This window comes from Ancylomarina longa (assembly GCF_003996985.1).
GTDB classification, from domain to species: domain Bacteria; phylum Bacteroidota; class Bacteroidia; order Bacteroidales; family Marinifilaceae; genus Ancylomarina_A; species Ancylomarina_A longa.
Genome location: NZ_RJJX01000006.1, coordinates 17,736 through 34,797 on the forward strand (window position 1 = coordinate 17,736; position 17,062 = coordinate 34,797).

Here is a 17,062-nt window from a genome sequence, read left to right on the forward strand (position 1 = left end):
TTGTAGAACAGTCTATCAGTAAACCTTCATCCTCCAATATTTGGCTATTCAGAATATAATAATAATCGTATTCTCCCACCCGTTTGTCTTCCCTAATTTACATCTTGTCTTTCCAATTTATTCTCAGTCTCACATTTCCTGTTGCCAAGAGCAAGTATTTATTGGAGTCTTAATAAATTCTTTGCCTATAAAAACTGCACCTTCCATAAGGAATATCTATCTTAGTATAAAGATTATTGATTTGTAATATGACTTATTCCCTGCTAAATTTGTTAGACAAGTAATTATACAAAACATAAACTAAACTTTTCGATCATGCCTAAATTAACAACTAATTATCTTGGATTAGATTTAAAGAACCCTATCATCGTAGCAAGTTCAGGTTTAACGGATTCTATTGCAAAAATCAAAGAGTTGGAAGCCAATGGTGCAGGTGCTGTAGTTCTAAAATCTTTATTCGAAGAAGAGATCATCATGGAAATGGAAGAAAAAATCCATGCCATGACCAATCGTCCTTTTATTTATCCTGAAACATTTGATTATATGGATGAAGAGCCTCATGAGGATATCCTTCGTAAGTACTTGCAATTTATCAAGGATGCAAAGGCTGCTGTTTCTATTCCAATAATTGCCAGTATTAATTGTGTAAGTGCACAAAAATGGACTTATTTCTCCCGGGAGATTGAGAAAGCCGGTGCTGATGCTCTGGAAGTGAACTTATTCGTATTGCCTACCGATATGAATCGAACGGGGGAAGAGAATGAACAAATCTATATTGATGTATTAAAAACAGTAAAGGAACAAGTTGCCATTCCTGTTGCACTTAAAATAAGTCCGTATCACTCCAATCTTGCCAATACAATAAAGCGATTAGACGATTTAAAAGTGGATGGTATCGTAATGTTTAATCGTTTCTATACTCCTGATTTTGATATTCACAACCTAAGCGTAACCAGCGGTCATATTTTATCGAACGCAGATGACTACAAAAACTCTTTACGATGGATCGGAATCATGTCGGAACGAGTGAACTGTTCTCTTGCCGCAACAACAGGAATGCATACCTCGGAGAGTATTATTAAGAGTATTCTCGCTGGAGCTGATGCCGTTCAAATTGCCTCTATTCTTTATAAGAATGGTTCTGAGTATATAGATATTCTTAACAAAGAGATATATTCTTGGATGTCGGAACAAGGATTTAAGAGCATTCGTGATTTTAAAGGCAAGTTAAGCCAGACTAAATCGAACGATCCTGCTGCTTTTGAAAGAGTTCAATTCATGAAACATTTTAGAAACTTTGTAGAATAGAAACTCTCCAAAAGAAATTCAGTTAAATTCTCAGATAAAATTAATCAATGATACAAAAACCCGAATTAAGCAATTGATTCGGGTTTTTTCTTACTCATAACGATGTGTCACATGATAAATATCATAGGGTAAAATACCTTCATTCAGTATATTGTTCTGACAGATTTAAAAAATATAACAATTAACTACTTTTCGAATTCCAAAGCAGGCATTCGAAAAACTAAAACATATTACATCATGAAAGATTACGGAGTGCAGGAAAGCCTGAAACGATTAGGAATTGAGACCATGAATCAAGGTGCTACCACCGGAACCGATTGGTTCGAATGTAAAGGTTTGGTAAGCGAATCCTATTCTCCTATCGATGGATCTCTTATCGCAAAAGTACAGAATGCTGATCGGGATGATTATGAGAAAATACTGCAAAAGGCTCAGGAAGCTTTTCCCGTATGGAAGAAAATGCCTGCTCCTAAAAGAGGGGAGATTGTTCGCCAAATAGGAAATGCTTTGCGTGATGCTAAAGAAGATTTGGGGAAATTGGTAACCCTGGAAATGGGAAAAATATATCAGGAAGGATTAGGCGAAGTGCAGGAAATGATTGACATCTGCGATTTTGCTGTCGGTCAATCGCGTATGCTTTACGGATTTACTATGCACTCCGAGCGTCCCAATCATAAAATGATGGATCAATATCATCCACTAGGAATTGTTGGTGTGATTTCCTCATTCAATTTCCCGGTAGCTGTTTGGGCTTGGAATGCAATGTTGGCTGCTGTTTGCGGCGATGTTATCATCTGGAAACCTAGCTCTAAAGTACCTTTATGTGCTATTGCCTGTCAGAAAATTATTCAGAAAGTATTAAAGGAAAATAATGTTCCGGAAGGAGTATTCAATTTGGTGGTTGCCAAATCATCCGTGATGGGTGATAATTTTATTGAGGATAAACGTGTTCCTCTTATTTCGGTTACCGGATCTACAGCTATAGGAAAAAGAGTAGCTGAAAAAGTTGGTGCGCGCTTGGGCAGAACCATTGCCGAATTAGGTGGGAACAATGCAATAATCATTGCTCCCTCAGCTGATTTAGATATGGCCGTTCCGGGAATCGTATTTGGATCGGTAGGAACTGCCGGGCAACGTTGTACTTCAACCCGCCGATTAATTATACACGAGAGTATCTATGAGGATGTAAAAACCAGATTATTGAATGCCTATAAACAGGTAGAAGGCAAAATTGGTAATCCATTAGATGAGAAAACACTAGTGGGACCAGTAATTGACGCAAATGCTGTAGCAATCTATCAAAGAGCTTTATCCGAGGTGAAAAAGGCAGGAGGTAAAATTGTATTTGGAGATAAAACTCTAGGCGGAAATTATGTAATTCCAAGTTTCTGTGAAGTAGAAAATCACTGGCAAATTGTTCAGGATGAGTCTTTCGTGCCGGTACTCTATCTAATTAAATACAGCACCTTAGAGGAAGCCATTCAATTGCACAATGATGTTCCTCAGGGATTATCATCGGCTATTTTCACTTTAAATGTTCGCGAAGCACAAACCTTTCTTTCCTCGGTTGGAAGTGATTGTGGAATAGCAAATGTAAATATCGGTACTTCAGGCGCTGAAATTGGTGGCGCATTTGGTGGAGAGAAGGAAACAGGCGGTGGCCGTGAATCCGGATCTGATGCATGGAAAACCTATATGCGGCGCCAAACCAATACCATTAACTATGGGGAGGAATTGCCATTAGCACAAGGAATTAAATTTGATTTATAAACACCTGATTTTTTCTTTTTACGCTAGTTTTTTTGAGTTAACCCCGGCAAAAGTCGGGGTTTTTCTTTGCCTAAAAATAAATTGCAAAAGGCTGTTGTATCTGTTCGTGGAAATGCTTGATTTAAGGATTTAGCTAATCATTTTTCTTAAACCTTTGTTATATTTTTTAAACGCTCGATTAATTGTTAATTTTGATCTATTACTATACCACGCAATTATTTGACCATGTTACGAAAAATTCTGACCTCCATTGTTATTCTAGTGCTACTTGCCTTTATTGTCCTTGGTTATCTATACTTTCAAAAGCAAAAAGAATATAAAGGAGTAGATCCCTTTTCAGCAGTTCCCGTTAATTCCGAAATGATTATCCAATTTGAAAGTCTGGAAAAACTAATTGCCAATTTGGAAAACAATACCGGTGCATGGAAAGAGTTGAGCAAATTCGACAAAATTGATAAAATCAACCAAAATCTTGCTTATATCGATAGTTTAGTGGATCAATTTGATTCTGATCATTCGATTACTTTGAATCGTTCTCTGACCATGGCAAGCCATTTGCAAGGTAAAAACGATATAGAATATCTATACATTCTTCCCGTTATGGATTATCTGGAAAAAAAGAAAATCCAGAACTCTATCATCAACCTTGTAGGTCCGGAACGATCGATACAGGAAAAAAATTATCATGATGCTACTGTATATAGTATTTCATCCTTAGACAAAAACTCAAAAGGGATTCATTTTGCTTTCTCGAAAGGATTATTTTTAGCCAGTCGTTCGATACTATTGTTAGAAAATTCAATCCGACAGGTAAGTACCGACAATTCTATTTCCAAATTAAAAGGTTTTGAACAGATTCGAAGAACCATTGGCAAAAATGTAGATGCTAATATTTTCCTCAACCTGAAAACATTCCCTAAGCAAATCTCCTTCTCTCTCAATAAAAAATATAGTAGTTTTATCCGCAACTATACCAACCTCGCCAACTGGTCGGAGTTAGATCTAAACTTTAGGAATCGTATTGTTCTGCTGAACGGATTTACTTATAGCGATCCACAACAGGGTAATTTGATGAATTTATTCCTGCAGCAGGAACCTGTTAAAATGGAAATGGAATCTATATTACCTGCCAGTACAAGCATGATTGCCATTCTGGGAATGAATGATCCATTATTACACAAAGGGAAATATCGCAAGTTTCTGGACCAAATGGGGCAGCTTTCGGAATATCTTAAAAAGATTAATCAAATCAAGAAAAAGACTGGTTCTGACATCGAGGAAATCATCTACTCTCTTATTTATAATGAAGTTGGACTAGCTTTTTCTGCAAATAGTTCCCATGATCGCTTTACGATCATCCGAACAAAGAGTGCCAGTATTGCCAAGGAGAAATTGATAAAAATGATACTTGGTTTCGCGAAAAAACAACAACGCACCCTATCCTACTATAAGCGAACTTATCATTTAGATGGCGAAACCAATTTTGATATTTACCGTTTGCCAGAGGATAAAATTCCTGAAAAATTATTCGGCAGCTTTTTTACCGATGCTTCGTCTGCATATTTCACATTTATTGATAATTATTTGGTTATGGGACCTAGCATAAGCGCTTTATCCGCATTTATCAAGGAATCTGTTTTGGGAAAAACGCTGGCTAGCAATGAGTGCTACCAGGAAAATAAAGAATTTCTTTCCAATAAAGCCAATTTCTATTTTTACGCCTCTACACCAAAAGCAAATCATTTTGTATCAAGCTTCCTAAATACCGAACTTCAAAACGAAATAAAAACACACAAAGAGAGTATCAACAAATTTCAGGCAGTAGGCCTTCAGTTAAGTTCCAATCGCAATCTCATCTACAACAATTTATTTATTGAATATGATCCTGTTGTAGAACTTGCACCGCAAACAGAATGGGAATCCCGTCTGGATACTAATTTTTTGCACAAACCTTTTCTCGTAAAAAATCATTACACAAAGGAAAATGAAATCCTGATTCAGGATGTTAATAATCTAGTCTATTTAATCAATCCGGAAGGTCGGATTCTGTGGAAGAAACAACTCAATTCAGCAATTATCGGACAAGTAGTTCAAATCGATTATTTCAAGAATAACAAGTTACAATACCTTTTTGCTACCAAAAACAGATTGCAATTAATCGACAGGAATGGTAACAACGTAAAAAATTATCCTGTCCGGTTAAAGGCTGAAGCTGCCCGTGGTATTTCTGTATTCGATTACGACAAGAATAGAAATTACAGAATATTTATTCCTTGTAAGAATCAAAAAGTATATGCCTACAGCAAAGAAGGAAAGCTTGTTAAAGGATGGAATCCGGCTAAGACCGAAAATCCTATTAACTGCGAAGTGCAACATTTTCGGGTGAAAAATAAAGACTATATCGTGTATGCTGATAAGTATCGCGTTTATATTCTTAATCGCAAGGGACAGGAAAGAGTGAAACTTAAGGAGCAATTCTCCAAATCAGAAAACAATCCCTTCTATCTTGAAAAACAACATACTTCGATTCCCGCGCATCTGGTTACTACCGATAGTAGCGGAACAATTTATTATTGTTTTTTTAATGGCAAAGTGCAGAAAAAAACATTCACTCAATTATCCGGGGCTCACTACTTTATTGCTGATGATTTAAATGCCGATGGGAAAAATGAATATTTGTTTGCCGATTACAACTTTTTAAAAGTATTCAATCAGGATGGTAAACAAATCTTAGAGAAGAAATTTGATTCCGGAATCAGCTTTCGACCAAATGTATATCTATTCTCCAGAAGAAACATTGAAATTGGTGTTTGTCTCCAAAATGAAAATAAAATTTATCTGCTTGACCTAAAAGGAAATATTCATCGTGGATTTCCTCTAAAAGGCAATACGGAATTCTCCATTGGATTCTCCAAAACAAAGGATAAATCTTTTAATTTATATGTTGGTGATAACCGTAACTTCCTTTTGAACTACACCGTACAATAGACCATTTATCAAAGAATAGAATTAATTCGTCTTGCTAATTATTGTATTAGGATGAATTCTTTCTTTTTTTTGTATTCCAAAAATTAAGGAATTATAATCCGGAAAATGATCAAATAAAACAATATAGATATGAAAACCAAATTACAAATCGTACTCCTATTCCTACTCACAGGTGTGATAAGCTTTTCGTTACATTCTTGCTTTAATAACGATGATTACGACTTCAACAGACTTTCAGACAATGTGGACTGGACTCCCAATATGATTGTTCCGGTAGGATATGGAACCTACTCCTTGTGGTATTTATTGAATCAGCACGAAACAAATCCTTTAGATCAAACCATTATTCTCGACAACAAAGGATACCTTCATATTCGACATCTCGAAGCAAATATATTCACCTATAATGCAGTGGACGTTTTAACATTCCCGGCACAAATATCCAATAGTTTTAATATTACTCTTCCTCCAAATTTAGCACTACCAACTCCCATTAATATTCCTGCTACAGCTGATAAAATTCAGGTGCAAACCGGACAAAGCGGAGTGATTTTATCAGAAATGGATTTGAATACCAACATGCAGTTTACTTTCACCAATCCATTAAATGCTGATGTTGATTTGAGTATCACATTACCAGATGCAAGCATTAACGGAAACGTGGTAAGCCAAACCTATAAAATATTAGCAGGTGCAACCAATCAGGTAGAAACACTTGATTTAACGGGAGTTCACCTCGATTTTAACACACCCTACTCCCCCAACAACGAGTTAGATATTCAATTCGCTGGTCAGATATTAGACAATGGAGGAACTATCAACGGTTCTGGAAATCTGAACATACAATACCAGGTGCAGACTATCGATTTTATCCTGGCAAAGGGAGACTTTGGAAAACAAAATTTAAATATCGGAAATGGAAATATCGATATGAATGTAGATTTTTGGGATGATATAGAAGGAGATTATCAATTTGCAGACCCAAAGATTAAATTGTACATGCAGAATTCGGCAGGAGTACCTTTCGAAATCAATGCGAATATCACAGGTTATAGTACTGATGGTAATACTCAGGCATTGAATCCCGCTCCGCTTCAACCCAATTATCCAAAAACCAATGCCGAAGTTACCAGCGGTATTGCCGATACTGTGATTTATGACAAAAACAATTCCGAGATTGTAAACTTAATGGCATTGCCTCCTTCCGACAGATTGGAATATTCGGGTAGTGTAGCTCTAAACCCCAATGCCGTAGATATTCCAACTTCTCCGAATATTATCACCAACAACTCGGCAATTGATGTGGATCTCGAAATTGATATTCCTTTAGATTTTTCAGCCACCAATTTAATGATTCGGGATACCATTACCAGCATCGATATTAGTGATGCAGATAAAATTATGAATGCTGCTGCAGTAATTACTGCTAAAAATGGATTCCCTCTAGCTGTTAGCATCGATAAAATTTACCTGGCAGATGCATCGTATAACAAGATTGATTCTATTACAGACAATAAGGTAATTGATGCTGCCGCAGTATTCACATCAGGAGATCAGCAAGGAGAAGTAGACGAAAGTAAAATTCAGGAGATTTCTCATGAGGTTCAATTATCTCAAACACAAATTGAACACCTGAATCAGACCAGAAACATCATTATCAACGCAAGTGTAAAAACCACTGGAAATGGAACAGAACCTGTGAAATTAAAAGGAGACTATGAACTAAGTTTCACCATCTCGGTTCAAGCACAAATTGATGTAAATAACTAACCCACTATCAGATTCTTTACCATGATAAAATCATTTCAAAAAATAAGTCTCTCAGGAATTATTTCTTTATTCCTGATTTTCTCAGCGTCGGCACAAAAAATGAATAATACGCTGTATTTTATGCAGAATGTTCCGCAATCGAACCAAGTTAATCCGGCAATACAGCCCGATTGTAAGGTTTTTGTCGGATTTCCCGCTCTTAGTTCCATTTATCTGAATTACAGCAACAGCAGTTTTGCTTATAACAATATTATTACCGATGGTACTGGTATCAGAAAAGACTCGCTGGTGGTAGATGTAAATGGTTTTCACGATGCACTAAAAACTACCAACTTTGTGAATGAGCAACTGGAACTTACTTTATTTGCCCTGGGAATTAAAGCCAAAGATTATTATTTCACCTTGGATGTGATTGAAAAAGAAGATAGTCGCTTTAGTTTCGATAAGGAGCTGATGACCTTTCTTAAAGATGGGAACTACGATTCGAGAGGAAGAACATCGAATTGGGGTGGTTTGGGTTTAGATGGTACTTATTATCATGAAATTGCCCTGGGTATTTCGAAAAAAGTGAACAGCAAATGGACTGTGGGCGTAAAAGGGAAAGTACTTTTCGGTATTGCCAATATGCATATGGAAGATTCGGATATGTCGGTTTTCACCTCTAAAAGTGGCGACGAAGTAATTCTAAAATCGAGACAACGCCTTAGAGTTTCGCTTCCTATCAATCAGGTTGGAACAGATTCTCAGGGATTTGTTAATGATATCAACATTGATGGCAACGACTACGATTCCAATTTCTTTTTAAATACGGATAACAAAGGTTTTGCTTTAGATCTTGGAATTATCTACCAAATGGATAAAAAAACCAATTTATACGCTAGTATACTCGATATTGGTGCTATAAAATGGAAGAGCAATGGATATGAGTTCACGCAAGATGGTTCTTTTACCTGGAATGGAGCAGACTGGTCGCAATCCGGTAATTCCAATGATCCCAACTATCGCGAAATAGAAGATGTTTTTAACGATTTAACTGATTCTATTGTAGATCAGTTTAAGGTATCGGATAAAACAGATGCTTACTCGGTTGGTTTGCCTACAAAAATCTATTTGGGAGGTACCCATCAGATTGGAAAAAGAGTGAATTTAGGTGCTTTAAGTCGCACCGAAATTTTCAATGGAAAGATTCAATCATCACTTAGCTTTTCGGCAAATGCACGTTTTTTCAGAAACCTAAGTACCAGTCTTAGTTATACTGTAGCCAACAATTCATATAACAATTTGGGATTTGGCTTAGCCACCAAGGCGGGTCCATTGCAGTTTTATGTGATCAGCGACAATGTAATGGCAGCTATTCATCCCAATAGTGCCCGATTGGCAAATATTCGCTTTGGATTCAATTTCTTATTTGGATGCAGGAATAAAACAATAGCAAAAAACTCCTGCTCGTTCGAAGAGGAAAGAAAGAATAAAAAGAAGCCTTTATATAAATAAAAGGCTTTAACTTTAGCTTACTCTGTTATTAAATAGGGTATTATTTACATCAATTCAAATTCAGGACTGTCCTTCGGGATGGTCCTTTTTGTTTAGACTGAAATATTTTAGATGTGACCTTTATCTTTTTTACTTCTGTTTTTTATGGAAAAGCATAAACGCTTTTATAATTTCAGGAATGTACTTACTGATTCAATCAAAAGTTTGATAAAAAAAAGGATTGCTTTGATATTTTTATAAAAACTTTGGTGATTCCAGCAAAGCTTTCCTTTTTTTTCCAGTTGCTTTGATATTTTTATCAAAGCTTTGGTATTTTCAGCAAAGCTTTCCTCTTTTTTCCAATTGCTTTGATCTTTTTATCAAAGCTTTGGTATTTTCAGCAAAGCCTTCCTCTTTTTTCCAATTGCTTTGATCAGGATATTAGAACTTCTCAAAAAACCATTCTATAAACTATCATCTTCAGTAAATTTTGAATTGAAAACATTTCGACTTTTAAGCATTTAGACTTTTCAAGACTATATTCTATCTTTGCCTTTCAAAAGTTAGTATTATGGGATTATTGAAATTTATTATTATTGCTGTCGGAATCTATTACCTGTTGAAAATTATCTTTCGGGCATTGTTTCCTTTTTTGGTGCAAAAGACTTTTGACAAAATGCAAGAGAAAGCAGATCAACAGCAGAAAGAACAAACAAAAAAGGAAGGCGAAGTCACCATAGATCAATCAACGGAAAATCATGGAAATCCAAACAAAAAGGATATTGGTGACTATGTAGATTTCGAGGAAGTTGACGAGTAGATTTTTAGATCTGCCAATTCGCTAAATTGCCAATGCACAAGCTTGCTAATTGGCATTTTTTCGTATTTTTGCTTCTTAAATTTATTATTTGGATAGCTTGATTTTCAGTTTAAAAGACCAAATGATTATTCCAGAATTTTAATTAAAACTCAAAATAGAAAATTTTATGGCTCAGGAAGATGTTTTCAAGAAACTGGTTGCCCATTGTAAAGAATATGGTTTTGTTTTCCAATCGTCAGAGATTTACGACGGATTAAGTGCAGTCTATGATTACGGACAAATGGGTGTTGAATTGAAAAACAACATCAAAAAATATTGGTGGGATTCCATGGTGCTGCTTCACGAAAATGTTGTTGGTCTCGACTCTGCAATTTTTATGCATCCAACCATTTGGAAAGCCTCGGGCCACGTAGACGCTTTTAATGATCCATTGATTGATAATAAAGACTCTAAAAAACGTTACCGTGCTGATGTTTTAATTGAGGATTTGATGGCGAAATTCGAGACCAAGATTGAAAAGGAAGTTGCCAAAGCCAAGAAAAGATTTGGAGATGCTTTCGATGAGGCGGAATTCAAATCTACCAATCCCAGAGTAAAAGCAAATCAGGAAAAAATAGATACCGTTCACCAACGTTTTGTGGATGCATTGGACAAAAACGACTTGAACGAACTAAAACAAATCATCCTCGATTACGAAATTGCCTGCCCTATTTCCGGTAGCAAAAACTGGACAGATGTTCGTCAGTTCAATTTGATGTTTTCTACCGATATGGGTTCTACTGCTGATGGAAGCAATAAAATTTACCTTCGTCCCGAAACGGCTCAGGGTATCTTTGTAAACTACCTGAATGTGCAGAAAACCGGTCGTATGAAGATTCCTTTCGGAATTGCTCAGATAGGTAAAGCTTTTAGAAACGAGATTGTTGCCCGCCAGTTTATCTTCCGCATGCGCGAATTTGAGCAGATGGAAATGCAATTCTTTGTTCGTCCGGGCGAGGAAATGAAATGGTTCGACAAGTGGAAAGAAACCCGTATGAGCTGGCACAAAGCTCTTGGCTTTTCCGAAGATAAATACCGTTTCCACGATCACGATAAGTTGGCGCATTATGCAAATGCTGCTACCGACATAGAGTTCAAATTCCCATTCGGATTTAAGGAAGTGGAAGGAATTCACTCCCGTACCGATTTCGACTTGAACCAGCATCAGGACTTCTCGGGTAAAAAAATTCAATATTTCGATCCTGAACTGAACAAGAGCTATGTGCCTTACGTAATCGAAACTTCGATTGGAGTAGATCGTATGTTCCTTCAGATTATTTCAGAGGCTTACACCGAAGAGAAAATCGAAAAAGAAAATGGAAAAGTAGACGAACGAGTAGTATTGAAATTACCAACAGCACTTGCTCCTGTGAAATTAGCAGTAATGCCTTTGGTGAGAAAAGACGGACTTCCTGAAAAAGCTCGTGAAATCATTAACGAGTTAAAATTCGACTTTAACTGCCAATACGACGAGAAAGACTCTATCGGTAAACGCTACCGTCGCCAGGATGCCATCGGAACTCCTTTCTGTGTGACTGTTGATCATCAGTCCTTAGAAGACAATACGGTTACCATTCGTCATCGCGACAGTATGGAACAGGAACGTGTGGAAATCTCAAAACTATACGAAATTTTGAAAGAACAAGTGAGCTTGAAAGAGCTATTTAAGAAATTGAAATAGACTGTTTTCACAGATAGTAAATGGCCATTCTCGCTGAGGATGGCCATTCTTCATGACAATCGGATGCTGTTCAGTATTTCATAGCAGCGGTATCTCCAGCATCGCGGCCATTTGGCGATGCCACTGGTATTTATGTTCCACGCTTAATTCAGGCTAAGGCCTGATATATTCCAGACCTTCTGCCTGATGATTTACCATTTTGTTATACTAGAGGCGATGCCATTAGTCCTGGTATATGAGCCCTTCAGGCTTCTGGATTAACTAAATTGTATGATATTTTAGTCTGGAATATTGATTTTAAGCTCCCCTCAACTGCGCGAAGCCAAGTCACAATCCGGATGGGCATCCCCCAACTGCACGAAGCCATCCCACGTTTGGGAAACAGTGTCCCGCATGCGCGTGGAAGCACTTTAATTGTGGAATGGCATTCCCCTCAACTGTTTGAGCTCAAGTCACAATCCGGATGAGGTCCGCAGGATTGCAGGAAGCCAAGTCAATCGTGACTTAGCACTCCGCGCATGCGTGGGAGCCTAAATAAATGTCGGGATGAGCTCCCGCGCATGCGTTTGCTATCGCGCCAATGTTGACTTGAGCTCCCACGCTTGCGCGGAGTGCTATCCTGATGTTGACTTGAGCTTCCGCAAATGCGGGAAGGTCCATTTTATGGGTGTTTCAGACTCAAACCAATTGGCGGGCTGTTTTTCTTTTGCTGATTTCTATTGCGCCGCTATCGATAGATGGCATGGAGATCCTACTATTAACTCCCGCCATTTTTTTCAATTGATCTTCTATCTATTAAGATAAACCTTTAAGCCGATCTTAAAATCCACATCAAACAAATCGTAAAGTCTGTCATTCGGACGATTGGCTTCGTTATAAACTACATTACCAGGCACCCATTCCTCGATGCTTACTTCTCTGTAAACTCTACTGGAATGATTTCCGGTAATGCCTAGATGAACAAAAGGTATCAAAGCGCGTAATTTGTGTTTTGATGGATTAGGCAACCATTCCAGCTGCACCGATGCGCCATAAAGAAATGATGGTTTTAATTGATAGGTCTCTGTTTTTTGTGTCCTCAAGTTTGAATTATAATCGCCGTACAGCATCTCAGTCTCAGATTCTTTAGAACTGTGAATAAGTCCGGCCAACACCGATCCCCGAAAATATAAGCGGGATAAAATGGTATTTGCATAACCCAATCCGGCCTGATAGCTATACACATTCACTTTATCTCCAGAATAATAATTGTAATAGCCTTTTCCGGTATTGTCGATTTCAAAATCAGTTACATCCCACTTTCCTTCGAAGGAAACAAATACATTTTTCTGTACAAAATACCGCAAATCAAGATTCACCGTTTTTGTCATAAGCTCAAGATTGGCTTCCATATCCTTGTAATTGAAGAATGCACCAATTGTAATTGCTTGTTTATTATTCAATGTGATATCTTCGCCTTCTTTAGACTGCCCCAAAACACGAGCCTTAATTTGTGAACTCAATCCCCATTTAAGCTGATTGTCCTGAGCTTGTGCCAAAAAATGAGGAGCGAATAATAGAAACACAAGTATAGAAATGATTTTATAATTATTTAGCATGATATTAGATATTAGGGAATGAGAACGATACTATCCTGATCGCTGAAAACTTGGTTATTCTTTAGTTTTAATTCAACTCTAAAGGCAAGGGCGATGGTATCGGTTATTATTGTTTCGGAGTTTGGAGCAAGCGCCATTTGATCGGTAAAATATAAAACCGGCGAGAGCGATTTTATTTCTCCTTGCTCTATATACTGCGGAATTGTTTGATACAAATTATGATGGTATCCCCAATCATCAATCAGAAAAAACCGGGAAACATCATTATCCTTTGCTATCGCAGGATGCATCCCATCGGTGAGAACAGTTACCTTAATAGCTGCTATTTTACTTTTCAGGAGTGGATTAAGACCATATTCCGCAGCATATTTATTATCCGATTTTAATACTAGTTGCATGGCAAATAATTTGGCTGGAATAGTATCCCTGTCCAGATAATCTGCATTCAGTTCTATGTCATTTATTTCATACTCCGGACCATAGGTCTGATCCTTATCCTTACTGCACGATGGCAATAAAGCACTAAGAAAGATGGCTGCTAATAATAAATTTGTGATTTTCATTTTTGTTCTTTTAAATTGAAATGATTTTTAATTAATAATCAATATTGTCCTACAAAATTGGCGCTTCGCCCAAACCCGACTTCATTTTTTTTGATTCATCCAAAAAACAGAAGTAAAAAAGATCGAGGCTACCTTTCAAACACCTTTCTTGTCTGCAATAAAAAGAAGCAGAGGATGTCCTGTTTTGAACACCCTCTTTTTTGTTTTTAGAATCTTATTAAATTCTCATATTTTTCTATATCAAAAGGAGCCCCTGTTTCCAGCAATAATTCCCCCCTATTATTAAACAACATATAATGAGGTAACCCGATATTCGATAACTGGTATTGCGTATCCTCTTGTGGTACTAAATCATGAATAAAATTACTTATGCGATTCCAATTCATAAACTCACTACCATACTCTTTATAATCAATAATAAGCGAAATTTTATTTCTAACCTTATACTTTCTTAAATAATCAATTTCCCTATCCTTTTCTAACCAATCGGATGATGAAATAAAGATTAAATTAATAGAGTCCTTATTATGCAGATCAAATTTATTTAGTATTGGCATATTTTTATGGCAGGGTGCACACCAATGTGCATAAAATACTAGAAGACTGTATGGTTTATCTGATTCCTTTATTAGATCCCTTGTGCTTTTAACAGTTGTGCTATAAATTTCATAAGGACCACTTTCCCGAAATAAATGCTTTGATTCTGTTAATTTTGGAACATTATACTTTGATTGTGTTTTTTTTGACATATTAACATATCTTGGATTTATTATAAAACCACAAGAATTAAACATCACCAAAACGAACACAAATAAAACAATTCTTCTCATACTATAAAATTATCGGTAATTATAGGCCTTCCAAAAAGTTTACCTTCATTAAATCTGATAGTATAAATTCTTTTTAGAAGGCCACATTAATGGACTTACTCTTCTTTTAATTTCTCCCAATCAACAGGTTCTAAAAATTCAAGAGATGCAGTCTTGGATTCTTCGTCTATATCTATTTTAACTAACTTGTCTCTTTCCTGATCATAGATTTGACTAGATTGTGCTGATATTAATCCACATCGAAATCCAATACCTCTACTACAATTACTTTTTCTTGTTCCTATTCGAATTCTAATTCCAAATCCGGCTTGTGTTTTAAGCATAACTTTTTCTGATTTTATTGACTGTTGCAAATCAAATACAACTGTACCAAAATTCTCGTCACAACGATCCACCTGATAACTACCTTCCTTAATTACTAATTCTTCATAACCTAAAGATGATGCTATCTTAGAATCAATAGCAATATCATTTGTATGAAATACAATAGTGTCAGTTGAGTTTAAAGATTCTTCATTACTTGTATCACAACTAATCACTACAAATAATAAAGAAATAATAAGAATACTTTTTAGTTTAAACATTTTAAAAAAATTTTAAATTGAGCCTACTTCTAATTTTATGTCTCTTCAGCTAATTCCGACATTCAGAATACTATCTAGATGAATTCAATAATCAAAGATAATATCTGGCACTGCCATATTTGGCAGGGAATCCCCTCCATATAATGTTTTAAAGCATTTCCTGCACTCTTCAACCTAATAATTCCATTTTATTCTCCCGAATGAATCTATTTTCCGCCAAATATTATAATTTAGAGTCCCCATTAAATAAATACTTCAACACACAACTAACTTTAAGCATACCTATGAAAAAATCACTAAGCTGCTTACTTATCTTGCTGGCATTCGCCTATCAAGGCATTGCCTGCACCACTGCCGTAATATCCGGAAAGTACACCAAAGATGGTCGTCCAATGATCTGGAAGCTACGCGACTCCGATAGTTTTCAAAACAAACTCATGTATTTCGCCAATGGAAAATACGATTGCATTGGTCTCATCAATTCCAATGATGCAGAAGGAGAACAAGTTTGGGGCGGTTCCAACTCCGAAGGATTCGCCATCATGAATAGTGCTTCCTACAATGTGAACCTAAACGATACTACTTCCTTTAAGGATCAGGAAGGTTATTTTATGAAACAGGCTTTACAAAACTGTGCTACCCTTGAAGATTTTGAGCAATTATTGCAAAACAGAGCTAAACCAATGGGCTTGGCCGCTCACTTTGGCGTGATAGATGCCAAAGGAAATGCCGCTTTTTACGAAGTAAACAATTACACTTTTACCAAGTTCGATGCCAACGATCCGGCTCAGGCTCCCAATGGTTATATTCTCCGCACCAACTTCTCCTTTACCGGAAAAAAGGATATTGGCTATGGTTTTATTCGCTTCCAAACAGCTCAGGATTTGTTTTATCAGGCAGATGCCTGTGGGAATTTGAATGTTAAAACTATCATTCAGAAGTTTTCGAGATGCTTAAAGCATGCTGTTTTGAAAAAAGATTTTAGAAAAGAATATGAGCAAGTTCCTTACGGCGATAACTTTATAAATTCCGACGATTTAATTACCCGCAATAGTTCTGCCTCCATGATTTTAGTGGAAGGAGTTAAAAAAGGAGAAAATCCACTATGGACAACTATTTGGACGATGATTGGATACCCCAATACCTGTTTGGCTATTCCGGTCTGGATGGCTGGCGGAAAAGATCTTCCCAATATGCTTCAAGCAAAAGGAACCGAGAATTGTAAGCTCAATGAAATAGTTTTGGGACTGAAAGCAAAATGCTATCCTATAACGCGTGCCGCTGGGAATAAATATTTGAATGTTTCGGAACTAGTGAATGCAGAACATACAGGGATTATCCAAAATCTGGAGTCAGCAGAGAATATGATCTTCGATGCTACCCAAAATAATTTAAAGGTATGGCGGGATAAAAAGCCAGAAGCCAGTCAGATTCAGGAATATTATCATTGGCTAAATAATTATACCATCGACTTCTATAAACATCCTGAGAAAGCAAATCAAACTTTAAAGCAATAGACTTATTGCATTGGGAAAATATTACGTGAAGCACGGGACAGAAATGTTCTGTGCTTTTTGTAATTTAGGGGCTTTAAATTGACGAGTTGGACGAAACAGCTAATGCACAAGCTTTTTTGCA

12 protein-coding genes are annotated in these 17,062 nt (G+C 36.6%); 8 read left to right on the forward strand and 4 right to left on the reverse strand.

Features of this window, described 5'->3' with window-relative positions; translation table 11 throughout:
• Positions 1-315: 315 nt before the first annotated feature.
• From DLK05_RS06120 to DLK05_RS06150, 7 genes are all read left to right on the forward strand, one after another.
• Positions 316-1,308 (forward strand): dihydroorotate dehydrogenase-like protein, encoded by a 993-nt coding sequence (locus DLK05_RS06120; protein WP_127343128.1) that lies wholly within the window; start codon positions 316-318, stop codon positions 1,306-1,308.
• A gap of 237 nt (positions 1,309-1,545) precedes the next feature.
• The gene (amaB, locus tag DLK05_RS06125) at positions 1,546-3,078 is read left to right on the forward strand and encodes an L-piperidine-6-carboxylate dehydrogenase (RefSeq protein WP_127343129.1); all 1,533 of its coding nucleotides are present in this window, start codon (positions 1,546-1,548) and stop codon (positions 3,076-3,078) included.
• A gap of 225 nt (positions 3,079-3,303) precedes the next feature.
• Complete coding sequence (locus tag DLK05_RS06130) at positions 3,304-6,066, forward strand: DUF3352 domain-containing protein (RefSeq protein ID WP_127343130.1); 2,763 nt, start codon at positions 3,304-3,306, stop codon at positions 6,064-6,066.
• Between the two features lie 129 nt (positions 6,067-6,195).
• Positions 6,196-7,836, forward strand: a complete 1,641-nt coding sequence (locus DLK05_RS06135) for a hypothetical protein (RefSeq protein WP_127343131.1) — start codon at positions 6,196-6,198, stop codon at positions 7,834-7,836.
• A 21-nt stretch (positions 7,837-7,857) separates the two neighbouring features.
• Positions 7,858-9,330 carry a DUF5723 family protein gene (locus DLK05_RS06140; protein WP_127343132.1) on the forward strand — a complete coding sequence of 491 codons (1,473 nt, stop codon included), beginning with the start codon at positions 7,858-7,860 and terminating at the stop codon, positions 9,328-9,330.
• A gap of 550 nt (positions 9,331-9,880) precedes the next feature.
• Complete coding sequence (locus DLK05_RS06145) at positions 9,881-10,129, forward strand: DUF4834 family protein (RefSeq protein WP_127343133.1); 249 nt, start codon at positions 9,881-9,883, stop codon at positions 10,127-10,129.
• Positions 10,130-10,295: 166 nt separating this feature from the next.
• Positions 10,296-11,849: a glycine--tRNA ligase gene (locus tag DLK05_RS06150; protein ID WP_127343134.1), complete on the forward strand. Its 1,554-nt coding sequence runs from the start codon at positions 10,296-10,298 to the stop codon at positions 11,847-11,849.
• Positions 11,850-12,637: 788 nt separating this feature from the next.
• Here DLK05_RS06150 and DLK05_RS06155 read toward each other — a convergent pair.
• The 4 genes from DLK05_RS06155 to DLK05_RS06170 all read right to left on the reverse strand — a co-directional run bounded on the left by DLK05_RS06155 (position 12,638) and on the right by DLK05_RS06170 (position 15,424).
• A complete protein-coding gene (locus tag DLK05_RS06155) occupies positions 12,638-13,447 on the reverse strand; it encodes a hypothetical protein (protein WP_127343135.1) in 810 nt (269 codons plus the stop codon).
• Between the two features lie 11 nt (positions 13,448-13,458).
• A complete protein-coding gene (locus tag DLK05_RS06160) occupies positions 13,459-14,010 on the reverse strand; it encodes a hypothetical protein (protein ID WP_127343136.1) in 552 nt (183 codons plus the stop codon).
• 206 nt (positions 14,011-14,216) lie between these two features.
• Positions 14,217-14,759, reverse strand: a complete 543-nt coding sequence (locus DLK05_RS06165; RefSeq protein WP_209319755.1) for a TlpA family protein disulfide reductase — start codon at positions 14,757-14,759, stop codon at positions 14,217-14,219.
• Between the two features lie 176 nt (positions 14,760-14,935).
• Positions 14,936-15,424 (reverse strand): hypothetical protein, encoded by a 489-nt coding sequence (locus DLK05_RS06170; RefSeq protein ID WP_127343138.1) that lies wholly within the window; start codon positions 15,422-15,424, stop codon positions 14,936-14,938.
• Between the two features lie 284 nt (positions 15,425-15,708).
• Between DLK05_RS06170 and DLK05_RS06175 the strand changes: the two genes are divergently transcribed.
• Positions 15,709-16,941 carry an Ntn hydrolase family protein gene (locus DLK05_RS06175; RefSeq protein WP_127343139.1) on the forward strand — a complete coding sequence of 411 codons (1,233 nt, stop codon included), beginning with the start codon at positions 15,709-15,711 and terminating at the stop codon, positions 16,939-16,941.
• The last annotated feature ends 121 nt before the right edge of the window (positions 16,942-17,062 follow it).